The organism is Kitasatospora sp. NPDC059812 (genome assembly GCF_042732075.1).
GTDB lineage: Bacteria > Actinomycetota > Actinomycetes > Streptomycetales > Streptomycetaceae > Kitasatospora.
This window is the reverse complement of the sequence record NZ_JBHWIO010000046.1, coordinates 26,019-49,729: the sequence shown is the minus strand read 5'-3', so window position 1 is coordinate 49,729 and position 23,711 is coordinate 26,019. Positions and strand designations below refer to the sequence as shown.

At 73.4% G+C, this 23,711-nt stretch carries 24 protein-coding genes; 8 read left to right on the top strand and 16 right to left on the bottom strand.

From position 1 onward, the window contains the following. The first annotated feature begins 144 nt into the window (after positions 1-144). The 5 genes from ACFV6D_RS22580 to ACFV6D_RS22560 all read left to right on the top strand — a co-directional run bounded on the left by ACFV6D_RS22580 (position 145) and on the right by ACFV6D_RS22560 (position 5,511). Entirely contained in the window at positions 145-1,158 is a 1,014-nt protein-coding gene (locus tag ACFV6D_RS22580; protein WP_063352292.1) for a 3-oxoacyl-ACP synthase III family protein, read from the top strand. Continuing rightward, a complete protein-coding gene (locus ACFV6D_RS22575) occupies positions 1,155-1,898 on the top strand; it encodes a glycosyltransferase (protein WP_380560947.1) in 744 nt (247 codons plus the stop codon). The genes ACFV6D_RS22580 and ACFV6D_RS22575 overlap by 4 nt, the downstream gene beginning before the upstream one ends. 93 nt (positions 1,899-1,991) lie before the next feature. Continuing rightward, entirely contained in the window at positions 1,992-3,464 is a 1,473-nt protein-coding gene (locus tag ACFV6D_RS22570) for a class I adenylate-forming enzyme family protein (protein WP_380560946.1), read from the top strand. A gap of 20 nt (positions 3,465-3,484) precedes the next feature. Beyond that, positions 3,485-4,612 carry a cytochrome P450 gene (locus tag ACFV6D_RS22565; protein WP_380560945.1) on the top strand — a complete coding sequence of 376 codons (1,128 nt, stop codon included), beginning with the start codon at positions 3,485-3,487 and terminating at the stop codon, positions 4,610-4,612. Next, positions 4,612-5,511 (top strand): NAD-dependent epimerase/dehydratase family protein, encoded by a 900-nt coding sequence (locus ACFV6D_RS22560; RefSeq protein WP_380560944.1) that lies wholly within the window; start codon positions 4,612-4,614, stop codon positions 5,509-5,511. The genes ACFV6D_RS22565 and ACFV6D_RS22560 overlap by 1 nt, the downstream gene beginning before the upstream one ends. 421 nt (positions 5,512-5,932) lie before the next feature. On the opposite strand, the gene ACFV6D_RS22555 is transcribed toward ACFV6D_RS22560, so the two are convergent. Further along, positions 5,933-6,898 carry a hypothetical protein gene (locus tag ACFV6D_RS22555; protein ID WP_380560943.1) on the bottom strand — a complete coding sequence of 322 codons (966 nt, stop codon included), beginning with the start codon at positions 6,896-6,898 and terminating at the stop codon, positions 5,933-5,935. Continuing rightward, positions 6,895-7,227 (bottom strand): PadR family transcriptional regulator, encoded by a 333-nt coding sequence (locus ACFV6D_RS22550; protein WP_079136622.1) that lies wholly within the window; start codon positions 7,225-7,227, stop codon positions 6,895-6,897. The genes ACFV6D_RS22555 and ACFV6D_RS22550 overlap by 4 nt, the downstream gene beginning before the upstream one ends. 147 nt (positions 7,228-7,374) lie before the next feature. Between ACFV6D_RS22550 and ACFV6D_RS22545 the strand changes: the two genes are divergently transcribed. Further along, positions 7,375-8,580, top strand: coding sequence for a hypothetical protein (locus ACFV6D_RS22545; RefSeq protein WP_380560942.1), 1,206 nt, complete (start codon positions 7,375-7,377; stop codon positions 8,578-8,580). Between the two features lie 19 nt (positions 8,581-8,599). On the opposite strand, the gene ACFV6D_RS22540 is transcribed toward ACFV6D_RS22545, so the two are convergent. From ACFV6D_RS22540 to ACFV6D_RS22475, 14 genes are all read right to left on the bottom strand, one after another. Then, entirely contained in the window at positions 8,600-9,130 is a 531-nt protein-coding gene (locus ACFV6D_RS22540) for a GNAT family N-acetyltransferase (protein ID WP_380340045.1), read from the bottom strand. Between the two features lie 109 nt (positions 9,131-9,239). Next, positions 9,240-10,571, bottom strand: a complete 1,332-nt coding sequence (locus ACFV6D_RS22535; protein WP_380560941.1) for a TolB family protein — start codon at positions 10,569-10,571, stop codon at positions 9,240-9,242. A gap of 355 nt (positions 10,572-10,926) precedes the next feature. Continuing rightward, a complete protein-coding gene (locus tag ACFV6D_RS22530; RefSeq protein WP_380423885.1) occupies positions 10,927-11,775 on the bottom strand; it encodes a class I SAM-dependent methyltransferase in 849 nt (282 codons plus the stop codon). 181 nt (positions 11,776-11,956) lie between these two features. Then, positions 11,957-12,418 (bottom strand): TIGR03618 family F420-dependent PPOX class oxidoreductase, encoded by a 462-nt coding sequence (locus ACFV6D_RS22525; protein ID WP_380560940.1) that lies wholly within the window; start codon positions 12,416-12,418, stop codon positions 11,957-11,959. A gap of 107 nt (positions 12,419-12,525) precedes the next feature. Further along, positions 12,526-13,704, bottom strand: coding sequence for a Glu/Leu/Phe/Val dehydrogenase dimerization domain-containing protein (locus ACFV6D_RS22520; protein WP_380560939.1), 1,179 nt, complete (start codon positions 13,702-13,704; stop codon positions 12,526-12,528). After that, entirely contained in the window at positions 13,701-13,916 is a 216-nt protein-coding gene (locus tag ACFV6D_RS22515) for an MbtH family NRPS accessory protein (protein ID WP_363378543.1), read from the bottom strand. Before ACFV6D_RS22515 ends, ACFV6D_RS22520 begins: the two co-directional genes overlap by 4 nt. Positions 13,917-13,920: 4 nt before the next feature. After that, positions 13,921-14,712 (bottom strand): indole-3-glycerol-phosphate synthase, encoded by a 792-nt coding sequence (locus ACFV6D_RS22510; protein WP_380560938.1) that lies wholly within the window; start codon positions 14,710-14,712, stop codon positions 13,921-13,923. Further along, a complete protein-coding gene (locus tag ACFV6D_RS22505) occupies positions 14,713-15,387 on the bottom strand; it encodes an N-(5'-phosphoribosyl)anthranilate isomerase (RefSeq protein ID WP_380560937.1) in 675 nt (224 codons plus the stop codon). A 6-nt stretch (positions 15,388-15,393) separates the two neighbouring features. Then, positions 15,394-16,533, bottom strand: a complete 1,140-nt coding sequence (locus ACFV6D_RS22500; protein ID WP_380560936.1) for an acyl-CoA dehydrogenase family protein — start codon at positions 16,531-16,533, stop codon at positions 15,394-15,396. Between the two features lie 12 nt (positions 16,534-16,545). Beyond that, on the bottom strand, positions 16,546-16,920 hold the full coding sequence (locus ACFV6D_RS22495; protein WP_380560935.1) for an ectoine synthase: 375 nt from the start codon (positions 16,918-16,920) through the stop codon (positions 16,546-16,548). A 44-nt stretch (positions 16,921-16,964) separates the two neighbouring features. Continuing rightward, positions 16,965-17,801 (bottom strand): tryptophan synthase subunit alpha, encoded by an 837-nt coding sequence (trpA, locus tag ACFV6D_RS22490; RefSeq protein ID WP_380560934.1) that lies wholly within the window; start codon positions 17,799-17,801, stop codon positions 16,965-16,967. Further along, positions 17,798-18,844: an anthranilate phosphoribosyltransferase gene (locus ACFV6D_RS22485; RefSeq protein WP_380560933.1), complete on the bottom strand. Its 1,047-nt coding sequence runs from the start codon at positions 18,842-18,844 to the stop codon at positions 17,798-17,800. The genes trpA and ACFV6D_RS22485 overlap by 4 nt, the downstream gene beginning before the upstream one ends. 2 nt (positions 18,845-18,846) lie before the next feature. Further along, on the bottom strand, positions 18,847-19,116 hold the full coding sequence (locus ACFV6D_RS22480; protein WP_063352276.1) for a hypothetical protein: 270 nt from the start codon (positions 19,114-19,116) through the stop codon (positions 18,847-18,849). Further along, complete coding sequence (locus tag ACFV6D_RS22475) at positions 19,113-20,630, bottom strand: AMP-binding protein (RefSeq protein ID WP_380560932.1); 1,518 nt, start codon at positions 20,628-20,630, stop codon at positions 19,113-19,115. The genes ACFV6D_RS22480 and ACFV6D_RS22475 overlap by 4 nt, the downstream gene beginning before the upstream one ends. Before the next feature lie 436 nt (positions 20,631-21,066). On the opposite strand from ACFV6D_RS22475, the gene ACFV6D_RS22470 reads away from it, so the two are divergent. Further along, on the top strand, positions 21,067-22,773 hold the full coding sequence (locus tag ACFV6D_RS22470; protein ID WP_380560931.1) for a condensation domain-containing protein: 1,707 nt from the start codon (positions 21,067-21,069) through the stop codon (positions 22,771-22,773). Then, on the top strand, positions 22,770-23,711 hold a 942-nt coding region (locus ACFV6D_RS22465; protein ID WP_380560930.1), incomplete at its 3' end, for a condensation domain-containing protein. The genes ACFV6D_RS22470 and ACFV6D_RS22465, both read left to right, overlap by 4 nt.

Sequence of the window (23,711 nt, the reverse complement as noted above, 5' to 3'; positions counted from 1 at the left end):
GCGGGGGGGTGTGGTTGTGTGGGGGTGGGGGTCGCGGTGCGCGGCTTCTTCGCTCGCTGCCGTTGGTTTTTGGGGGCGCGCCGGGGCCGCGCCGTGAGTACCCGTACTCAGGCCGGCCCGGCCGTGCCGCCGGAGCATGGGGGCATGCACCCAGCAGCAACACCGAGGATCGGCATCACCGCCGTCGGCTCCCACCTGCCGGCCCGTCGGCTCACCTCCCAGCAGCTCCAGGACGAGGTCACCGCCGGCGGCCGACTCGCCCTGCCGGAGCGGATGTTCGAGAAGGCGACCGGCATCCGCACCCGGCACTTCGCCGCCGACGGCGAGTACGCCTCCACCCTCGCGGTCGGCGCCGCCCGGCGCGCCCTCGCCGCCCGGGGGCTGCGCCCGCAGGACGTGGACCTGCTGCTGTTCGCCTCCGCGACCCGGGACGTGTGCGAGCCCGCCACCGCCCACATCGTGCAGGCCGAACTCGGCACCCGTGCGCATGCGTTGGATGTCAGCAACGCCTGCAACAGCTTCCTCAACGGGATCGACCTGGCCCGCGCGATGATCCTGGCCGGCCGGGCCCGGCGTGCCCTGGTCGTCACCGGCGAGACGCCCAGCCGGGCCATGCTCCGCACGCCGTCCTCCCCGGCGGAGTTCCGGGACGGCTTCGCCGGCTACACCTTCGGCGACGCCGGGGCGGCCGTCGTCGTCGAGGCCGTGGAGCGGGGCGGCATCCTCGACGTCGGGACGGAGACGGCCTCCGAGCACTGGCCGGCCGGCGGCATCCCCGGCGGCGGCTCCCGCCACCCGCGCGGCGACGAGTACAGCTACTTCCGGGGCGGCGGCAAGGAACTGCGCGGCATCTTCGAGGAGATCGGCCCCGCCGCCCTGGCCCGGCTCGCCGCCCGCACCGGCCTCGGCTGGGACGACTACGCCCGGGTGCTGGTGCACCAGGTGACGATCCCCTACCTGGAACGCTTCGTCGAGCTGACCGGGGTGCCGGCCGGGAAGCTGGTCCTGACGGTGCCGGAACTCGGCAACGTCGCCAGTGCCACGCTGGGCGTGCAACTCGACCGAATACGCGACACGTTGGCGCCCGGCGACAAGGTGCTGCTGATCGGGCTCGGCGGCGGCGTCAGCCTCATGACCATGGTCTGGGAGGCATCGTGAGGACCGACCTGTGGGTGGTGGTCCCCGCCTACCAGGAGGAGGCCCGGATCGAGGGCGTGCTGCGCGCCCTCGCCGCCCAGCGCGACCGGGACTTCACCCTGCTCGTCGCCGACAACGGTTCCACCGACGGCACCGTCGCCCTGGCGCGCGCCTTCGCCGCCCACGCGCCGTTCCCGGTCGAGGTGGTGGTCGAGCCGGAGAAGGGCGTCGGCTCCGTAGTGGACACCGCCTTCCGGCACGCCATCGCCCACGGCGCCACCCTGCTCGCCCGCACCGACGCCGACTGCCTGCCCGAACCCGGTTGGACGGCCGCGGCCCGCGCCGGGCTGGTCGCCTCCGGCGGGCTGGTCTGCGGCAGGGTCACCGCCCGCCACGACGAGCACGGCCCGGCCGGGCGCGCGGTGTTCCTGGCGCTGGTCGCGCTCGGCGCCTTCTTCGGCCGGATCCGGCCCGCCCACCGCCGCCGACACGGCTACCTGACCCCGTACCGGATGCACGCGGGCAACAACATGGCGATCACCGCCGAGCTCTACCTCGCCGTCGGCGGCATGCCCCGGCGGCCCTCACCCACCGACCGGGCGTTCCTCAACAGGGTCCGCCGGCACACCACGGCGGTGGTGCGCCGCCGCGACATGGTGGTGCAGAACTCCACCCGGCGCATCCGTGCGTACGGCGTGGTGGGCACCGCGCGCTGGTACCTGGAGCGCGGCGCGGGGCCGCGCGCCGTCGACGTGCGCTGACAGCCCGCGCGCCTCGCACGCCTCGCTCCTCGCCGGCCCTTTCTCGACCGGACCCGTTTCGTTCCACTCCGCAGCCCGCCGAAGGACCCCGCCATGCTCGACCGGCTCACCCACGCCCTGCGCACCGACCACCCCGACCGGCCCGCCGTCCTGCGCCACACCCGCCTGGGCACCGTCCGCCCGGTGATCCGCCGCGGCGAACTCGCCGACCTGGCCGACGGCTACGCCGCCGCGCTGCACGCCCACGGCCTCGGCCCCGGCGACACCGTCGGCGTCGCCGTCCGGCCCGGACCGCGCGCACTGGCCGTCATGCTCGCCGCGCACCGGCTGGGCCTGCGCATCGCCGTCCTCGACCCGACCGCCGGGCCCGACGTGCTCGCCGCCCGGCTCACCCTGGCCCGCCCCGATCTCGTCCTCGCCGACGCCGCCGCCCAGGCGGTGGCCGGCTGGGCCGGGCCGCTCGCCCGCCGCGCCGACCTCGCCCTGCCCCGCCTCACCGCGCTCGGGCCGGTCGCCACCCTGGGCCGCCGCCTGCCCGGTTGCGCGCCGCACCTGCGCCCTGCCGGCGCGACCCCGCCCGCCCGGCCTGACGGCGGCCCGGAAACGGACGCGGTGATCGTCTTCACCTCGGGCACCACCGCGCACCCGCGCGCCGTCGTCCACACCCGGGACGGGCTGGCCGCCGGGCTGCGCACCGTCGCCGACCTGGTCGACCCGCGCCCCGGGACGGTCGTCCTCGGCGGGACGTTCTTCGTCCTCGTCCCGGCCCTCGCCGCGGGCGCCGCCGTCGTGCTGCCCGCCCGCCGCCCCGCCGCGCTCGGCCGCCAACTCGCCCGGCTCGACCCCGCCCACACCTACCTCACCCCACCGCAACTGCGCGCCGCCCTCGCCGCCGGGGCCCGCTTCACCGGCCGGGTCTGGACGGGCTCCGCCCCCGCCGACGCCGCCCTGCTGCGCCGGGTCAAACAGTCCGGCGCCCACCAGGCCTGGAGCGTCTACGCGCTCACCGAACTGTTCCCGGCCGCCGCCGTCGAGGAGGCGGACAAGAGCGCCCACGACGGGGACGGCGACCTGGTCGGAGCCCCCCTGCCCGGCGTCCGCGCCCGGATCGCCACCGGCGGTGAACTGCTGCTCACCGGCCCGGGCGCCCGCCACCGCTACCTCGGCGAGGACCCCGACCCCTGGGTGCGCACCGGCGACCGCGCCGCCCTCACCCCCGACGGACGGATCGTCCTCGCCGGCCGCCTCAAGGACATGGTGCTGCGCCGCGCCGAGAACATCTACCCCGGCCTGTACGAACCGGCGCTGCACCTGCCGGGTGTCGAACTCGCCGTCCTGGTCGGCGTTCCGGCCGGGGACGGCGACGAGCGGCTGGTCGCCCTCGTCCAGCCGGCGCCGGGCACCGACCCGCGGCGCCTGCGCGAGGCCCTGCGCGGGCCGCTCGACCGGATGGCAGCGGCCCGGCCGGACGCCGTCCTGTTCGGCGAGGTCCCGCTCGCGGGCCGCTCCCGCAAGCCCGACCGGGCGGCGGCCGCCGCGCACTGCGTACGGGAGCTGGCCCGGTGACCGGCCCCATGACCGCACCGGTGAGCGCACGGACACCCCCGCCGCCGCCCGCACCGACGACCCCACCCGCCGCCGCCCGCCGGGCGCGCCGCCGGGACCGCCGGGTCTACCTGCGCAGCCACCCCCTGCTCTTCGCCCTGCTCGCCGCCACCCGCCGCCGCCCGGTGGTCCGGCTCGGCCGCACCGTGCTGGTGCACGGCACCGAGGCCTACCGCGAAGCGCTCACCAAGGTCCCGCTGGACCGCACCGCACCCGGCACCACCGGCGGCGCGGCGGCCGAACTCACCGACGGCGGACTGCTGTTCGACCAGGACGGCGCCGAACACCGCAACGCCCGCCGCGCCCTGGCCGGCGGCCTCGACACCGCCGCACAGCAACGGATCCGCCCGCACTGGCAGGCCGTGCTCGCGAAGCGGATCCCGGACCTGGCCGCGGGCGAGATCGAACTCGTCGCACTGGCACGTGAGTTGGCCGGTGTCACGGCTGCCGCCCTGACCGGCGCGCAGTCCTGCCCGCACCGCCTCGCCCACGCCGCGGCCGAAGTCGCCGCCCACGCCGCCCGCGACCACCTCCCCGGCCCCCGCCGCCGCGGCCCGGACGCGGCCGCCGCCACGGTCGACGCCGCCGCCCGGCTCGCCGCCCTGCTGCCCGACGCGCCCGACGCACGCGGCGCACGCGACGCCATGGTGGCCGTCGCCGCCGTGAACACCACCGTCGCCGCCCTGCCCCGGGCCGTCGCCTGGTGCGCCGACGCCGGGCTCTGGCCGACCGTGAGCGAGACGACCGCACCCCGCCTCGCCGCCGAACTCCTGCGCCTGACCGCCCCGTCCCCGCTGCTGCCCCGGGTCGCCGCCGCCGACACCACCCTCGCCGGGCACCCCGTACGGGCCGGCGACCGGCTGGTCCTGGTCGCCCGGCACGCCGCCCGGGCCCACCGCCGCGGCCCGGCCGACGATCCTGCCGCCACCCAGGCCGTCTTCGGCGCCGGCCCGCACGCCTGCCCCGGAGCCGGCCTGGCCCGCGCCCTGCTCGCCGACCTCCTCCTGGCGCTCGCCCCCCACCACCCGGTCGTCACCCGCGCCCGGGTCGACCGCCGCAGCGCCCTGCCCGGCTACGCCGAACTCACCGTCCGACGGGGAAGATCCTGATGCACCTCGCCATCACCGGCGCCACCGGCTTCTGCGGCGCCCACCTCGCCCGCACCGCCGCGGCCCTGGGCCTCGAAGTCTCCTGCCACGGCCGCCGCCCCGGCCCGGTCGGCCACCACCGCCCCTGGGACGCCACCGAGGGCGCGCCCGACTTCACCGGCGCCGACCTCGTCGTCCACTGCGCCGCCGCCGTCGCCGACCTGCCCCCGGGCGATCCCGCCGAAGCCCACCAGCACGCCGTCAACGTCACCGGCACCGAACGCGTCCTGCGCGCGGCCGCCGGCCGCCCCCTCGTCCACGTCAGCAGCGCCAGCGTCTACGACCCGCGCGCCGCCGCCACCCTCGCTGCCCCCGCCGTCACCGAGGACCACCCCACCGCCGCCGGCCACCTCAACGCCTACGGCCGCACCAAAGCGGCCGCCGAACGCCTCGCCCTCACGGCCGGTGCCGTCGTCCTGCGCCCCCGCGCCGTCTACGGTCCCGGCGACCCCCACCTCGTCCCCCAACTGCTCGCCCGTGCCCGGTACGGCCTGCTCCCGCTGCCCGGCCGCGACATCCCGCTCAGCCTCACCGCCGTCGCCAACCTCACCGACGCCTGCCTGTCCGCCCTCGGCCTCACCGGCACCCCGCCCTGGCCGCCCGGCGCCTACAACATCGCCGACGCCACCCCCTACCGCCGCGACGACGCGCTGCGCCACGTCCTCACCGCCCACCGCCTTCCCGCCCGCATCGCCCACCTCCCCGCACCCCTCGCCCGCCTCGCCGCCCGCACCACCCGCATCCCCGGCCTCACCCCCTACACCGTCGACCTCCTCACCCGCAGCATCGTCCTCGACCTCACTCGCGCCCGCACCCAGGGCTGGACCCCCACCCACACCCTCACCGACTACCACCCCTGACCCCCGGCCGGGCCCGGGCGCTGCGGCCGTGCCCATCCGACTCGCCGAGCCGTACCTCGCAGACCTTCTCCGCGCCAGCGACTGGTCAGGCCAGCTCGACGAATCGGTGGATGCGAAAGCACGTGAGGTGGTCGGGCTCGATGCTCGCCGAGTCCACCCGGTGGCGGTCGGCGCCGCCCGCGGAACTCGCGGTCACGTCCGGTCGTCCCGGTCGCGGAGGGAGTCGGGTGGTGGTACCTCGGTGGGCCGTCAGTTCCAGGGCGAGCGCCTCGACATCGGCCTGTCGGAGCCGTGAGCGCAACGGCTGTTCCGACAGGCCGATGTCCGGACCTACCGGCATCGTTGCAGCGCCTCGGCTCGCGGGCCTTCGCCGAGCTCCGGCCGGCTGGGCTCACCCCGGGGGAGAGGGGCGCGGAGCCGGTCAGGGGCGGGAGAGGCGGCCCCGTCGGGGGAGGCGGCCGATGAGGAGGATCGCGGTTCGGGCCGTCAGGTAGCCGAAGGCGGACGGGATGAGGAGCTGGGGCACCATTGCCGCGACCGACGCGTGGCCGCCGAGGAGTACGGGGGTGAGTACGGGCGGTGCCGCCAGGACGGTCGCGGCCAGGGCCGCGTTCCCGGCCGTCCGGGCGGTGAAGGCCAGGGCGGCGCCGGTGGCGAGCGGGGCCCAGGTGCCGAAGCCGGAGGTGAGGAGCCGCTCGGCGGACTCGCCGGTGATCGTGGCGCCGATGCCCAGGGCCGTGACCATGGCGGCGACCAGCCAGAGCCCGGCACCGGTCCTGCGGGTCCGGTCCGGCGGGGCGACCAGGAGGACGAGGGTGTTGAGCGCGATCAGCCCGAACCCCCGGGGGCCGAGGCCGAGTTCGGCCGCGGTGCGGAAGTCCAGGTCGAGCAGCCCGAGGCGGCACATGGCGTAGAACAGCGGTGCCAGTACCAGCGACACCAGGGCCAGGGCCCGTGCGGCCGACCAGCGGCCGGCCACGACCGCGCACGCCGTCAGCACAGCGGGGACGAGCAGCGACGTCGCCGCCAGGATCGCGCCTCCCGCCGGGGCTCCGGCGGGGAAGCCAGGGGACTCGGGGCTGATGGCGAGCCGCAGGTTCCGCCACAGGTAGGTCGCCGCGTACGTTCCGGCCAGCATCGCGGCGAGCGGCGCCGCGGTGGCGAACGCCCGGCCCGGCGGCTGGTGGGAGACCATGCCCAGTCGGAGCCGGGCCCCGTGTCCGGCGACGTCGGCCACCTCGCGCAGTCCCGTCGCGGGGCCGGAGCCGGCGATCCGGTGCTGGGCGAGGTCGGCGACCTCCGCGAGTGCGCCGGCGCCGTAGGAGGCCGGGTACAGCCGGAGGGCCCGTTGGAGCAGGCGCGTGTTCAAGGGGTGCTTCGAGGTCATGCCGTGCCTCCTGCGGGACGGGTCCAGGTCTGCGTCAGGCGCCGGTCGGCCTCGCGCAGTGCGGAGCGCAGGCGTTCGGCCTCGTTCCTGAGCGACTGTTCACCGTCCGGGGTGAGGGCGAACACGCGCCGGGGGCGCCCGTCCACCGTCTCCTCGCGTTCGACGCGGATCAGCCCCTCGGCCAGGAGCCGGTCGAGGGTGCCGTACAGGCTGCCGGCGCCGAGCCGTACCCGGCCTTCGGAGATCGCGGCGACCTCGTCCCCGAGCGCGTAGCCGTGCCGGGGCCGGTCGGCCAGAGCGGTGAGGAGTAGGAAGGTCGGCTCCTGCATGGAGCGTTTGTTCTTCACGTTCGACACCATAGTACGGTGACCGTAGTGTCTGGCAAGGCCCCTGCGAAACGATCCCGGACTCGGCAGGAGCACACGCTTCCGTCGGGGTGGCCGTCGTTGTGGGTGGTGCCGAATAGTGTGCGGGGCATGGCTACTGTCAAGGAATCAATACCTCCCAGGCCCATCGTCCCGGGCGATGTCGTCGCGGCGTTCTCCGAGTACCTCGGCGAGTGGACAGCGGCACAGATCACCAATCTGGACCCGGACCACCAGCGCGCGGGCGTCCTGCACCTCGACTGGTCCGGCCCGGAGCCGGTGTCCGTGGCGGAGCTCGGCGAAGTCGTGCCGCTTTGGGGTCCTTTCGGTCCGGCGCATTGCTCCTACGAGTGGGTGCTCCCTCGGAGCTACAAGGTCGTCGGGACGCTGCCGCTGCTGCACGGCCAGCCGCCGAGCAGCTACGCGTTCGGGTGGGGCATGGGGCTCGATCTGGCCCTGGCGCGGCGCCGACGGCAGGGCGACGAGTCGCAGTGGCGTGACCCGTGGGCGAAGAGCATCACCGGCGCTGAGTTGAACGACTCTCCCGCGGGGCCCGTAGATCCTGACGAGGAGACGCGTCGGCTGAACGTTCGGGCTGTGGAATCGCTGGACTGTGCGCGGCTCGTCGAGCGGTATCCCGCGCTGACCGGCCTGACGCTCAGCGGGCCGGTGACCTTGTCATCGGCATCGAGCCTCAACGAGTTGACTTCGCTGAAGCACCTCAGGCTCTCCGACGTCTTCGGGATGGTCGAGGCGGACTGCCTCCTGCCGGGGCGTGTTCCGGCGCTGGAGGAGTTGGAACTGGTCAGTGTCCCCGCGGAGTATGCGACGGCGATGAGGAGGCTCTGGCGGCCCGAGGAGCGCCAGGGCGTCTACCTCAGGGTCGCCAAGCCCCGCAAGCCCCAGTGGCTCGCCGAGAACCTCAACAATCCGCTCCGGAACTGGGACGGCCGCGAGCAGATCAGCGCCGCGGTCTACAAGAAGGCGCTGGCGCAGTACAGGGCGACGCGGCGCGCGGTGCTGGCTGCGCTGGCGTCCGGGGAGCCGGCGGAGGTCCTGACGCCGAGGCTCGTCGAGCTCGGGGAGCAGTTCGGCGAAGCCTTCAACGAGCTCGACGCGCGCGCCGGATTCATCGAGACCGTTGAGCGCGAAGAGCTCTACGACGCGCTCGGCGCCATCATCACCGAGGCTGCAGCCGAGTCGGGAGCCGAGTCGGGAGCCGAGTCGGGAGCCGAGTCGGGAGCCGAGTCGGGAACCGATCTGGCCTGGGCCGGCGAGGCCTTGATCGAGGGCTGCGAATCCGTCCGCGACTGGTAGGGCGGTGCTGCGGCGAGCCTCATGGCCTCCACTCGTCGGCGAGGAGCCCGAGGACGGCCTCGTCCGCGAACTCGCCGCACACCCAGGCGGATCGGCGGAGGGTTCCCTCCAGGGTGAAGCCGGCCCTGCGGGCGGCCGCGATCATCGGAGTGTTGTCGGCGAGGGTCTCCAGTTGAAGCCGGTGCAGGCCGCGTATCGCAAAGCCGTACTGGCAGAGCACCCTGACCACATCCGTGCCCAGGCCCCGGCCGCGCAGGCCGGGGCGTAGGGCGATTCCGAGGTGGGCTGTGCGGTTGTGGGCGTCGATGCCCCAGAGCACGGCCTCCCCGGCCAACTCCCCTGAGGCCAGCTCCAGTACGGAGAAGCAGGCCGCGTCGTCCGAGGGCGGGGCCGGCGCGTAGGGGGAGTCTGCCGAGCCCGGGGAGATGGGCCGCCAGGGGCGGGTGTCGGCCCGGGAGCGGGTGGCGACGTCGTCGTACAGTTCGGTCTGCAGAACGGCGACGTCGCTCTCGTGGCGTGCGCGGAGGGCGACCTTGAGTCCTTGTATCATGTCACATTGCTACCAGGATCGTATCGGCCGCTCAACCGAATTAGACCCTCTCCGGCGCGTTGCACCGTCGCCGTCATCGGGAGTGCCGGAGAGGGGAGTTCGACCGAAGTCAGAGTGGCGGCAGGCGGCGGGCCAGGAGCTCCGCGCCGGTGCCGTTCAGGGTGCTGAACAGGACCGTCGTGCCGAGGGCGTCCACGCTGGGGGCGGTGGAGGCGCCGGGCCGTTGGCTGCCGTCGGCCGCCGTGCTGACGCGTTCGATCCGGCCGGTCCACAGGTCGCGGCGGAAGACGTCCGCGACGCCGTTGGTGTCGCCGGGGACGAGAGCGGCGGAGTCGGAGGCGAAGTAGACCCAGCGGTCGTCGGCGGTCATGACGGCGGGCTGGGAGTCGACGGCGGAGACCGTGGTCACCGTGCCCGTGCCCGTGCGCAGGTCGCGGGCGTAGAGGCGGACTTGGACGGTGTCCTGCTCGCGCTCGAAGACGCGGAAGAGAGCGAAGCGGCCGTCGGGGCTGAGGCGTCCGGCCTTGGCGGCGTCGCGCAGGGTGCCGGTGGCGTCGATGCTGGCGCCCTGGATCCGGCCGGTGCGCGCGTCGTAGGTGTAGAGCGGGAAGAGCTGCCGTGCGGGTGGGGGCTTGGTGGCGGTCGTGGCCGTCGTGGCTGTTGTGGCCGTCGTGGGCGCGGTCGGCAGCAGGTTGGTCGCCTTGGAGCGGAAGGCGACGGTCTGGCCGTCCGCGCTGAGCGAGGGCTCGACCGAGCCGCCGTCGGCGGCGGTGCCGTCGCGGCCGGTGCTGACCAGGCGGGTGGTGCCGGTGCGGCGGTCGGTCAGGTGGATGTTCTGGACGCCGGGCCGGGTGCCGGGGGCGAGGTCGGCGCGGTCCGAGGTGTACGCGACGTACCGGCCGTCGGCGCTGATCGCCGGGTCGAGCGAGTTGCCGGCGCCGGTGCCCGCGGTGAGCGGTTCGGTGCGGCCGGTCCAGCGGTCGCGGACGTAGACGTCGAACCGGCCGTCGCCGTGCCGCCCCGGGATGACGTCGGTGGCGTTCGTGCTGAAGGCCACGTACCGGCCGTCGGCGCTGATCGCCGCCTGGTTGGTCGAGCCGTCGAGCTGGCTGCCGTCGTCGGCCAGGCTCACCCGCTCGGTGCGCCCGGTCCACAGGTCGCGGACGAACACGTCGTACAGGCGGTTGGTGTCGCCGGGCACCAGGTTGGCGGCCAGCGAGGTGAAGAGGGCGTAGCGGCCGTCGGCGCTCAGGCCGAGCGGCTCCGACCAGTCGTCGGCCGGGGTGCCGTCAGGGGCGACGTTCACCGTGACGGTGCCCCCCGGGAGCGGCGCGGCCTGGGCCCGGACCTGGGCCGTGGTGGCGGCCAGGAGTGCGGCCGCCAGCACGCTGCCGGCCCGTACCGCCCACCGGCCGCGGGTCCTCGCGTTCGTCCGTTCCACCTGAACCGTCCTCCCCTTGCCTCGGGCCGTGCCGCCTCCCGCCCCCGCCGGCCGGCTCGGGGCGAGCCAACCGCCCGGCCGTACCGGCGGTCAACGGGGCCGGACCGGCCATGGACACGATTTCGCCAACTCCCCTCCACCTCCCGACCACGGCGAATGCCGGTCCGGCCGGACCCGGTGGGCATGCCACCTGCGGGATTCGGCAGCGCAGGAATGACCGTTGACGAACCCTTTGCCGGAACGCGCTGGACGTGGCGGCCATGGTCCCGCACATACGTGAAGTGGCAGCGTTCGGGCGGCTGTTGGGTGGATCAGGCCCCCTTGGAATCGATGATCCGGGGAACCGGGAGGCGCTCTACCGGCGGACCGCCGAGACCAGTCCGCCGGGCTGCTCCTCGCGCTGCGGCGGGGTGTTGACCGGGCGGCCGTAGGCGGCAGCGCGCTCGCGCAGGGTGTGAGTGTCGGCCTCCCAGCCGTGCCCGGCCAGCCAGTCCACCGGGTCGTCGGGCATCTCCGAGACCCACATGGACGCCGCCGAGCCCGGTACGGAGTCCGCGCCGAAGCGCTCGATCACGCCGCGCGAGCCCAAGGTCAGCCCCATCCGGCTGCCTGCCGCCGACTGCGCGCTGATCCGGGCCAGCAGCAGCTCCACCGCGTCCTCGGGCAGATAGATCAGCAGTCCTTCGGCGATCCACACGGTCGGCACGGCCGGATCGTGCCCTGCGGCGGCCAGCGCGGCCGGCCAGTCCTCCCGCAGATCCGCCGCGACGGTGATCCGCTCGCAGCGTGCGACGGCCCGCTCCTGGCGCAGCACCGAGGCCTTGAAGTCCAGTGGCGCGGCGGTGTCGACCTCGAACAGCCGGGTGCCCTCGGGCCAGTCCATCCGGAAGGCGCGGCTGTCCATGCCGGCGCCGAGCAGCACGACCTGCCGGACCCCGGACGCGGAGGCCTGCTGCAACAGGTCGTCGAGGAACTTCGTCCTGATGACGATGGAGTACGACACGGCCAGCCGACGGCGGCGCGCGGCCTCGTCAGCGGGGGGTGGCGAGGAGGGCCACAGGCCGCCGGCGGTGGCGAAGGCCTGGGCCAGTGGGTCGCGGAACAACGCGTCCACCCGCTCGGTCTCCAGCGCCCGCACCCTGGCCACCCCCACCGCCGTGGCCCACACTCCCGACGGCTGCACCCGCTCCTGCTCATCAGTCACCGCGCCAGCCTAGATGATCGATCCCGAGGGGCCTGATGAGGCCTGATGAGTGGAGCCGGGTTCATGCGCGGCCGGCCGCGCATGCGCGCACTGACCGCCAACCTTGAGTCGCTTCGGTCGCTTCGGTCGCTTCGGTCGCTGATGAGTCGCTGATGAGGCGAAGGCGGCGAGGGCAGGAGCACTACTCAGGGGCAGGGGCAGGGGCAGGGACGGGCCCGCCGGGACGGAAGCGCTCCACCCCGACGATGTGCCGCACCTTGAGCGGGCGCACGATCACCGCGACCCGCTGCTCACCCGGCATGGTCCACTCGTAGCGCTCGACGCCCAGGTACTTGCGGGCCAGCCGGTCCATCCGGTCGTGCGCCTCCTCACCCTCGACGAAGCGGGCCACCACGCCACTGATCTGCACGCGGTCGAAGGGATCGGTGGCGTCCGCGTGCGAGAGGTAGACGCGCGGGTCGCGACGGAGGTTCTCCTCCTTCACCCGCCCCACCGAGGTGTTGAACGTCAGTTCCCCCTCGCCCTCCAGATCCACCCACATCGGGCTGACCTGCGGTGCTCCGTCGGCGAACACGGTGCCGACGTACCAGATGTTGGGTGCCCGCAGCCGGGCGCGGACGGCTTCGTCGAATGTCGCGGTCATCCCGGGAGGCTAGCAACCACGAAGGGGGCGCGGTCCGCTTCGAGTGAAGCCACGTTCGAGTGGAGCCACGTTCGAGTGGAGCCGCGAGGGGGCGTCCTCCCGGCGGGTCACGGCTCGGCCGGTACCTCCGGTTCGGAGGCGCCGGCCGGGGCTCCGCGCGAACCGAGGAGCTGGGCGACCGGATCGGCGCTGCCCGAGGCGCTCAGCTCCTGCACCAGCTCGCAGTTCCGGGCGATCCTGCTGGAGACCCACTCGCGCAGCCACGCGGACAGCTGCGGGAGCGGCAGGTCGGACGGGGCCAGCCCGGCGAGCACGCATCCGGTCGCCGCCGCTCCGCCGACGTTGACGACCACGTCCGGCAGGACGGTGTGGCCGGCCTCGCGCAGCAACCGGCGGGCGGGTGGGGTGCAGCTGAGGTTTCCGCCCTCGACCACCAGGCCGGCCCGGACCGCCGGCACCGCCTCCTCGTCGACCGCGGAGGCGGATGCCGCCAGCACCAGCACGTCGGCGTCGACGTGCAGCCACGCCTGGCCGGGCCCGTGGACGGTGACCCGGGCGGGCAGCCGGCTCCGGTCGATCGTGCCGTCGCTGCTGGTGAGCGCGGTGAGTTCGGCGACGGGCAGTCCGCGCTGGTCCTCGATGGTGCCCCGGACGTCGGCCACGGCCACCACCGAGTGGCCGTGGGCGGCCAGGTGGCCGGCCACCGCGCGCCCGACGGTGCCGAAGCCCTGGATCGCGATGCGCTGCGGGGTTCGCGCACCGGAGGCCCGTAGGGCGCCGAGCACCGCGACGGCCACGCCGAACCCGGTGATGTCGGCCATGTGGTCCCACAGTTCGGCCCAGTCGACGGTGAGACGGGTGGTGCCGGGGCGGCGGGTGACGTCGTACCCGGCGGCCTCGAAGGCGACCTGCCGGTCGGCGTAGGTGGTGCCCTGGTCGCACCCCAGGTACACCCCGCCGTTCAGCAGCGGGGCCGCGGCGCGGCCGAACCCCCGCATCACCGCCCGCCGTTCGACGGTGGCGCCCGGATCGGGTGCGATGCCGGCCTTGGCGCCACCGATGGGCAGGCCGACCAGTGCCAGCTTGTGGGTCATCGCCCTGGCGAGCCCGGCCAGCTCCTGCTCGGTCACCGTCGGGGTCATCCTGGTGCCGCCCAGGGCCAGGCCGTCGACCATGGAGTCGACGACGACCCAGCCCCGGGCCTGGCATTCCGGGAGGTTCAGGGTGGTGGTGAGCAGGGGCTCGGCCACCGGGCGCGCACCGTGCGGTGCGAGCGTCCGGTTCACTGCGCACCGTCCTCCGGGACGGACCGCAGGCGCAGGCTGCGGGGGCGCATGTCGGTCCACACGTGTTCGATGTGCGCGAGGCACTCGTCCTTCGCACCCCGCACACCGACCTCGCGCCAGCCCGCCGGCGACTCGCGGTCGGCGGACCAGATCGAGTACTGCTCCTCGTCGTTGACGACGACCTTCCACTGCTCGGATGCTTCGCTGGTCATGCTGTTACCTCCAGATGTCGGTGGTTGGGGGGTCCGCCGGGCGGCGGACGGGGGGAGCCGGTTCGCGGCCGGCGTCGAGACGGGGGTCGAGGCGGGTGCCAGGACGGGCGTCGAGGTGGGCGTCGAGGCCGTCCAGCCATGCCGGCAGGCTGGCGGCGCGTAGGAGGCCCGTTCCGATGAGCACGCCGGCGAAGCCCTCATCGAGCAGGCGGGCGGCGTCGTCGGGGCAGCGGATCGCCCCGGCACTCACCGGGCACCGGGTGCCGCTGCGCAGCACCGCGGGCAGGAGTGACGAGCTGCGCCCGAGGTCGCCCGCGCCGCGTTCGCGGGTGGCGATGTCCTTGTTGTTCACCGCGACCACGCACTCCTCGGCGCGCGGCACGCGGCCGATCTCCTCCTCGGTGGTGACCTCGATGAACGGCGTCAGCCCCAGGCTCAGGCCGAGCTCGACCAGGTGGCCCAGGGTGGCGCGCGGCAGCAGCGCGGCGGTGAGCAGGATCGCGGACGCGCCGCTCTCGCGGGCCTGGTGCAGTTGGCTCCGGCGGGTGATGAAGTCCTTCTGCAGCACGGGTAGGTCCGTCGCTGCCACGACCTCGTGCAGCAGGTCCGGGGTGCCGCCGAACCACCGGCCGGTCACCACGGACAGGCAGGGCGCGCCGACGTCCTGGTAGTCGGCGACCAGACGGGCGGCCGACCTGTCGCCGAACAGGTCGTGTCCGGCGGCGTCCTGCCGCTTGAGCTCCATGATCACCGGTCGGCGGGCGTCCAGGAGTGCCTCGATGAACGCGGCCGTCATCTAGACCCTCGCTTTCGGATCGTGCCAGCCGCGCCGTACGGCCGTGACCCGGTCGGCGCTCAGCCGTCCGTCGACGTCCCTGGCCGCCGTGTCCACGTCGATGCCGAGGAACAGGGGGTGGTCCAGCACGGCCCGGTAGTCCTCCCGGTTGTCGGCCGAGATGCCGCCGGCCAGCAGGAAGGGCCGCGAGAGGCGGTCCGCGAACTCGAGGACGGCCCCGCAGTCCGCGGGTTGCCCGGTGCTGCCGATCCGGCCGTCCCCGGCCACCGCGTCCAGCAGGAAGAGGTCCGTTCCGGCCCGCTCGTACGCCGCGATCAGGGACCGCTCCGCGCGGGTGTCCGCGCCGAGGTGCAGCACCTTGACCACGGTGAGGTCCGTGGTGCCCTTCAGGGCGCGGACCAGGCCCGGCGGCTGGTAGCCGTGCAGTTGGACCCACCGGACCCGGGCCGCGGCCGTCGCCGCGCGCAGCGTCCCGGCGTCTTTGAGGAAGGTCACGAGGACCGGGTGCATTCGCTCCGTTCGGTGCACGGCGTCAGCGAGGGAGGTCAGTTGACTGAGCGTCAGGTCTGCACGGCCTCCTGGGACGCCGTGCCACAGGCCGACGAAGTCGGCTCCGGCACTGTCGAGCGATGCCACGTCCTCGGCCGAGGTGGCTCCGCAGATCTTGACCAGCATCAGGTGTCACAGTCCCAACATGGCGGCGATGCGGTTGCGTTGGATCTCCGACGTGCCCGAGTAGATCGGGCCGGCGACCGCGTCGCGCACGTCCTTCTCCAGTCCGTACTCGGCCAGGTACCCGCTGCCGCCGAAGATCTGCACGGCGGCCAGTGCGGAGGAGAGGTTGCTCTCGCTGGTGAGGACCTTGCTGACGGCGATGTCCCGCGTGACGTTCTCGCCCTCCGTCAGCCGGACGGCCGTGTCGTAGAGCCACTTCCGCGCGGTGTCCAGGCCGATGCTCATGTCCACGAGCTTGTGGGAGACCGACTGGTACGAGCCGATCGGATTGCCGAACTGGACGCGCTCCTTGGCGAATTCGACGCAGCGGTCGAGCCGGTACCGCATCTGCCCGGTGTTGATGACGAAGGAGCACAGGATCTCCCACTTCATCACGTGGTCCAGGACCAGGAACCCGGATCCGACCCGGCCGATCACGGCGGATGCGGGGATCCGGCAGTCGTCGAAGTGCAGTTCGCTCAGCGGCGCCGTCCGCAGCCCCATGGTGGCGACGGGCGGCCCGACGACGAGCCCCGGGGTGTCCCGCTCCACGACGAAGGCGGTGATGCTGAGCGGGCCGGCCTTCGGGTGGGTGCGCGCGTAGACCACGAACACGTCGGCCACCGGGCCGTTGGTGATGAAGGCCTTGCCGCCCCGCAGCACGAAGCCGTCGCCCTCGCGGGTGGCCGTGGTCCTCATCGCCAGCGCGTCGGAGCCGCTCTCGGTCTCGCTGATCGCGTGCGCCCCGATTGTCTCTCCCGAGCAGATCCCCGGCAGGTGGCGCGCCTTGAGCTCCGGCGAGCCGAACCGCTGCAGCGGGACTCCGACGCTGACCAGGTGGGTGGCGACCGAGAAGTTCAGTCCGCCGTCACGGCATCCGGTGCCGAGTTGTTCGAGCACGTGCATGGTGGTGAGCAGGTCCTGGCCCAGCCCGCCCCACTGCTCGTCGAACGGCAGGCCGAGGATTCCGGACCTCTGGATCAGCTTCCACTTGTCCCACGGGAAGGCGCCTTCCGCGTCCCCTTCGAGATGGCCCGAGCTGAGCTCCTCGCACCACTGGGCGATCCCCTCGCCCAGAGCGATCTGGTCGGCGTTCCACCTGATCATCTGTCAGTCCTGTTAGTACTCGGAGAAATCGGCTGAGTCCAGGTTGTGGCGTTCGTCGCCGCGCAACGCGGGCGAGAACACGCACACCAGGCGGAGGTCCGTGTCCTGGTCCGCGATCAGGAAGTGGGCGTCGTGCAGGTCGAGCGCGTACAGCGTGCCCGGCTCGATCGAGTGGGACGTGCCGTCGGCGTTCACGACCTGGCCCGTTCCCTCGATGCAGTAGCAGGCCTCCAGGTGGCGGCGGTACTCCAGCCTCGACCTGGTGCCGGCGCGGACGGTGGTGTCCGTCATCGTGTAGCCCAGGCCGTCGGATTCGAGAAGGAACCTGCGGCTGAGCCCGTTGCCCCAGTCCACGGTGGTCACCTCGTCAAGGCGTCGGACGATCATCGGGTGTGCCTCCTAGCGGCTTGTTGAATGAGTGGCTTGCTGAATCAGGGGTTTGCTGAATGAAACGGCTTGTCGAGTGAGCGGCTTGCTGAATACGGCGAAACGGTCTGTACGAAGGTGTGGAGCTCCTCGACCACGTTGGCCCCTTCGGCGAGGGCGTGCTCGATCCGGGCGACCCCGGCGCTGCCCACGACCGCGGCGTCGGCGCCGAGGCCGTGCAGCAGGTCGATGTCCGCCCTGGAGCGGACGCCGAATCCGACGGCGATCGGTACGGCTGTCGTCCTGCGCAGTGCGGCCAGCGCGGCGGCCAGCTCCTGGCGGTCGGCCGTGAGCGTGCCGCCGCTGCGGCCGTAGTGGGCCACCAGGTACAGGTACGCGGTGGCGCTCTCGGCGGCCGCGGCCTTCACCTCGGCCGTCGACGCGGCGTAGCAGGTGGCGACCACGGGCAGCCCCGCCGCCTGCACGGCTTCGAGGTAGCCGGCCCGTAGCCGCGGTGGCAGGCCGTGGACCAGCAGCCCGTCGACGCCCGAGTCGGCGACCCGCCGGACGAAGCCGGGCACGGTCGGGCCTCTGACCGTGTGGCTCCAGTCGGCCAGCAGTGCCACCCGCAGGTGGCGCAGCCGGGGCAGGATCCCGCTGAGGAGTCCGAGCACCTCGTCGAGTCCGACGCCGTCGGCCAGGGCCCGTTGCGCCGATCGGCGGATGACCGGCCCGTCGGTGACCGAGTCGGGGAAGGGCACCGCCAGCTCCAGGCAGTCCACGCGGCAGTCGTCGAGCATCCGCATGACGTCGGCCAGGACGGGCAGCGGGGGGTCTCCGGCGTTGAGGAACATCGCCAGGCCGGGCTGGTCCGGTGGCCGGCGCGCGAAGAACCCGCTCACCGCGCACGCACCGTAGGTATTGCGCGGCGCGCCGGGTGCGCGCGCAGGCGGTCGACGAGGTCGCGGGCGGCACCGCTGCGGAGGGCGTCGTCGGCCGCCCTGATGGCCTCCGGCCACCCGTCGATCAGCCCGCTCGCGACGGCCAGGGCGGCGGCGTTCAGGCAGACGGTCCGCGTTGCGAGAGCCGGCCCGGCTCCGGAGAGCACGCCGAGGAAGTGGTCGACCACGTCCTCGCCCTCGCCGGTCGGCCGTAGTAGGGCGAGCGCGTCGGCGGCGGTCCCGGGAGGCTCGGCCCGCAGCCGGATCGCGTCGGTGCCGTCATTGGTGAGGACGACGTTGTCGACGGAGCTGACGAGCTCGTCGACTCCCAGCTCGTTGGAGCACAGCCAGATCCTCCGGTCGGCGACGGTGGCGGCGACCCGGCCCAGAGTCGGCAGCAGCGAATGGTCCGAGACGCCGACGAGCTGGGCGGAGACCGGCACCGCGGCCAGGAAGGGGCCGACGGAGTTGATGAATCCGCCGATCATCCGCAGGTCCATCGGCACGATGCTCCGGGCCAGCAGCGCCACCTCCCGCGGGTAGACGAAGTTCCCGGGGAAGGCGATGCCGAAGCGTTCCAGCAGGTCGTCGGTCTGCTCGTACGAGGTGGTCGTTCGGATGCCGAGGCGGTCGAGCAGGTCGTGGGAGCCGCAGGTGCTCGTGTAGGCGCGGGATCCCGTCTTGACGATGCGCACGCCCAGGGCTGCGGCGACGAACGCCGCCGCGGTGGAGATGTTGAACGTGGCGGGCCCGCCTCCGGTGCCGACGATGTTGGCCGTGCGGTCCAGCCGCGCGGCGACGGCCGGCCGTCGCTCGTCCAGCGAGCGGAGCATGGCGACCAGCGTGTCCCGATCGGGCATCCGGGTGGACAGCGAGGACAGCAGCGCCACCGTCTCGCCGGAGCGGAGGGCGCCGTCGCGCAGCTGGTCCCAGAAGGACCCCCACATCTCCTGATCGACGACGGCGCGGTCCCGGCCGATCAGCGCTCGCAGCACCTCGTGCATGGCTAGGGGGCGTCCGTCCGGTGCTGCTGGGCCTGTTCGATGAACCTGCTGATCGAGCCGACGGAGCGGAAGCTGTCCGGGTCGAGGTCGAGGTCGATCTCCTCGACGCGCAGGTCGAAGCAGTCCTCCAGCCAGGCGATCGTCTTGAGCAGGCCGAGGCTGTCGATGACCCCGCCGTCCACGAGGTCGTAGTCGGAGTCCAGTTCGTTCGCGCCGACGTCCGGCAGGAACTCCTCGATGATGAACTGCGTGACTACCGCGGCGTGTTTCACGTGGCCGTTCCTTCGTTTGGCTGGGACGGGGAGGAGGCGAGCTGGAGGGGCGTGCGGTCGATCTTTCCGGTGGACGTCCTGGGCAGCGGGTCGTCCACGATCAGCAGGGTCGAGGGGACGGCGGTGAGCGGAAGCCGTTGTGCGCAGTGCCGGCGCAGCGCCAGCGAGTTCAGCCGGCTGTCCGGGGCGCGGCGGACCACGCCCCGCAGCAGGCGGCCGGCCACCGGGTCGGGCACGGCCACCACGGCCGCCTCGACGACGTCGGGATGGTCGAGCAGCACCTGCTCGACCTCGTGGGTGTTGACCCGCACGCCGCGGACCTTGACCTGGTGGTCGTTGCGGCCTTCCAGGGTGATGCGGCCGTCCCGGTCACGCCGCACGAGGTCGCCGCTGCGGAAGTAGCGCCGGGCCTGCCCGTCGTGGTGGTGGGTCGCGAACCTGTCCGCGTCCTGCTCCCGGTCCAGGTAGCCGTCGGTCTGGAAGGGCGTCGCGACGTGGAGCTCGCCGGTTCCCGGCCCGGTCAGGATCCCGCCGTCGGCACCGACGATCACCGCGTGGACTCCGGGCAGCGGGCGCCCGATCGGCACCGGGCCGTCCGCCGGTTCGGTGCCGTCGACCTCGTGCAGGAAGCTGTCGTTGGTCTCGGTGCAGCCGTAGACGTTGTGGAGCCGCGCGGCGGTGAACAGCTGCGGGAGTTCGGCCAGGCAGCGGGCGGGCATGCTGTCGCCGGTGAAGACGACGTGCTCGACGGTGTCGAGCCGCCGGCCGCTCCCGGCGGCCGCGTCGACCAGCAGACGGTAGAACATCGGTACCGCCTGGACGAGTTGGACCGCGTGGCGGGACACGAGGTCCAGCAGGTAGCCCGGCTGGGTGGCCCGGGCCGGATCGACCAGGACGACGCGGCCGCCGTGCTTGAGCGTGGTCCAGATGTCCAGCAGGCACAGGTCGAAGGTGAGCGGCGCGTAGTTGAGGACCGTCGTTCCCCGGCGGATGCCGAACTGCTCGCCGGCCCAGGTGGTGAATCGGTCCACCGCCCCCGTGCTCAGCGGCACGATCTTCGGCCGCCCGGTGGAACCGGAGGTGGTGAACATGAAGGAGACGTCGGCGGGCTCCGTACGGCGCGGCGCCTCCGGTTCCGCCGGCCGGTCCGGGGCGCCCGACCCGGGTCCGGGCGCCCGGGGGCTCTCCGGCGACAGGACGTGCCGGATTCCGGCCTGCTCGACCAGCGCGTGGGGCGTCCTCCCGTCCGGCGTGGGCGCCGGCAGCAGCAGGAAGCGCCGCCCTTCCAGCAGGCAGGCGAGCACCAGGGCGATCGTCGAGGGCGACTTGGCGGCCGGGATGCCGACCGGCTCGTCCCCGCCCGGGGCGAGCCGGGCGATCCGGACGCGCTCCCGCTCCGCCAGCTGGTGGAGTTCACGGTAGGTCGTCTCTTCTCCGCGCCATATCAGCGCCGGATCACCGGGGTGGCCGGTGGCGTGCGAGACGAATGAACCCACCAGGCTCTGCTGCTGCATCACGACTTCTCCGAGTTCATGCAACGGGGTGGGTTCATATACAACGGATGAGTTCATGCAACGGGTTCACCGATCTTATTCGGAACAATGAAGGCCCGGCAGGAAAGGGGCCCACCCGGTCGCCCCTTGGAGACAGAAGAATTATCACGTGGTGCCCGTCCATGGAAGTGGGGTGCGCGATCCGCATCATGACAGCACGTCAGAGAGGGTGCCGGGCCGGCCGCGCCGATGCTAACCGTCGAGCGTGTTCGATCTACATAAGGATTCCGGCGGACTGGCGTAAATATTGTCTTGATGCCTGCAATCCTGTTCTCGATCTTGCGGAGTGAGACGGCAGCGACCTAGTATCCGCCGTACTGTTCGCCAAGTCGCGAATCGGCGAGGGGATTTCCGGGGCGCTGAAGCGTTCCCGATCGCCGTGAAAGGTGCATCCGTCATGCCTGGTCCCGATCGGCGCGCGCACGCTCCGACCCTGTTGTCCTTCGCCCAGCAACGGCTGTGGTTCCTCGACCGGCTGCGGCCGGGCCGGCCGGACCACAACGTCCCGACCGCGGTACGCCTGCGCGGCCGGCTGGACGAGGGGGCGCTCACCCGGGCGCTGACCGAAGTCGTGCGGCGCCACGAGGTGTTGCGCGGCAGGATCGTCGACACCGAGGACGGCCCGCGCCACGTCGCGGAGCCGGTCGAGACCTTCGTGCCGACGATCACCGATCTGACGCACACCCCGGCGGAGCAGGCCTGGCAGCGGGCCCGGGAGCTGGCGGCCGCCGATCTGGCGACCCCGTTCGACCTCGGGACCGCTCCGATGCTGCGGGCCCGACTGATCCGTATCGCCCCCGACGACCACCTGCTGCTCCTGGTGATCCACCACATCGCCTGCGACGGCTGGTCGTTGTCGGTGCTGTGGCAGGAGTTCTCCGCCGGATACGGCGCCGCCGTCGACGGCCGGCCGATCGCCCTGGCGGACCTGCCCGTCCAGTACGCCGATTTCGCCGACTGGCAACGGAGCCACCAGGCCGGAACGGCGATGCTGGACCAACTCGCCTACTGGCGCGAGCACTTGGCGGACCTGAGCCCGTCGGTGCTCCCGACGGACCGAACCCGCCCCGCGGTGTGGTCAGGCCGGGGCGACCAGGTCGAGATCGAGATCCCGGCGGAACTCGCCGAGCGAATACGCGCACTGGGGCGCACCCACGAGGTGACGTCGTTCATGACGCTGCTGGCTGCCTTCCAGGTCCTGCTCGCGCGCTGCACGGGACAGGCCGACGTGACGGTGGGGACGCCGATCTCCGGGCGGACCCGGATCGAGGTGGAGCCACTGGTCGGCTTCTTCGTCAACACGCTCGTCCTGCGCACCGACCTGTCGGGCGACCCCGGCTTCACCGACGTGCTCGCCCGGGTGCGGCGGGGCGCGGTGGAGGCCTACGCCCACCAGGACGTCCCCTTCGAACGGCTGGTCCAGGAGCTGCGGCCCGAACGCGATCTCGGCCAACACCCGCTGTTCACGGTCATGTTCCAGCTGGAGGATCCGCCCGCGCTCCCGTCCGGCCTCCCGGGGCTTGAGGTGAGTGACCATCAGATGCCGAACGACGTGGCGAAGTTCGACATCGAGGTCTCCATGACGGACGGCGGCGATCGCTTCACCGGCGTCATCCGCTACGCCGCCGACCTCTTCGACCGTGACACGGTGCGGCAACTCTCCGAGGGTTACAGGGCCCTGCTCGACCAGCTCGTCGACAGCCCCGAACGGCCGATATCGGCGTGGGAGACCCCTCCCGGCCTCCGGGTGAGCCGCCCCGCTCCCGCCACACCTGGGAGCGGGACCGGGCCCGAGCCCGCCACCGAGTCCGGGCCCGCCACCGAGACCGAGCTCCTCGTGCTGGAGACCTGGGCCGAGGTGCTCGGTGTCACCCCGGACGGCGTGGACAGCGACTTCTTCGAGCTGGGCGGCCATTCGCTCCTCGCCTCGAAGGTCATGTCCCGACTCGGCCGGGCACTCGACCTCGAACTGCCCGTCGCCCTGCTCTTCTACCACCCGACCGTCGCCGAACTCGCCGACGGCATCGACGCGGCGTTGCTGGCGGACCTCGGCGCCGCCGCCGAAGCGGAACCGCTTCCCGCCGGAAAGGCCCGTCACCCGTGAAGGCACAGCACAGTCGCCCCGAGCCCGGCCAGCCGACCGGTTCCACACCCGGAGCCGCCCCGTCGACCGGTCCCACCCGGGCCGCCACACGAGCCCTGCTCGACCAACGCGTCCGCGCGGCCCGGAACAGGGCCGCCGAGGGCGAGCCGGAGGCCGCGATCCCACCCCGCCCGGCGGGTGCGCAGGTCACGTCGTTCACCCAGGAACGCATGTGGCTGATCGAGCGGCTGTCCACCGGCCCCGCGATGTACAACGTCCACGAGGTCTTCCGGCTGCACGGCCCGTTGGACGTGGCGGCCCTCGGCCACAGCCTCACCGAGCTGGTGCGGCGCCACGAAGTCCTGCGCACCGCCTTCCCCGAGCAGGACGGGCGCCCCAGCCCCTCGGTCGAGCCGGCCCGGCCGTTCGACCTGCCCGTCACGGACCTCCGGGCCGAGCCCGCGGAACGCCGGACGCGGCTGGCCCGCGATCTCGTCCAGTCCGAGATCCTGCGCCCGTTCGACCTGGCCGCCGCCCCGCTGCTGCGCGCATCGCTGCTGCGGGTCGGCGAGGACGAACACGTCCTGGTGGTGGTCGTCCACCACATCGCCGTCGACGGCTGGTCGATGCCGCTGCTGTGGGACGACCTGTCGGCGATGTACCGGAGCCGGCTGGAAGGCCGCGAGCACGAGCTGCCCCCCTTGCGGATCCAGTACGCGGACTTCGCCCACTGGCAGCGGGCCCGACTCTCCGGCGAACGCCTGCAACGCCAACTGGACTACTGGAGCGCACAGTTGTCCGGGCTGTCGCCGCTGGACCTGCCCACCGACCGCCCCCGCGGCCCCGCGCCCCGGCGCGCGGGGGGGGGGGGGGCCGGCCCCGGGGGGGGGGGGCGCGGCGGGCGGGGGGGGGGGGGGGGGCGGCGGCGGCGCGGGCGGGCGTTGATGAAGCGGGAGGGC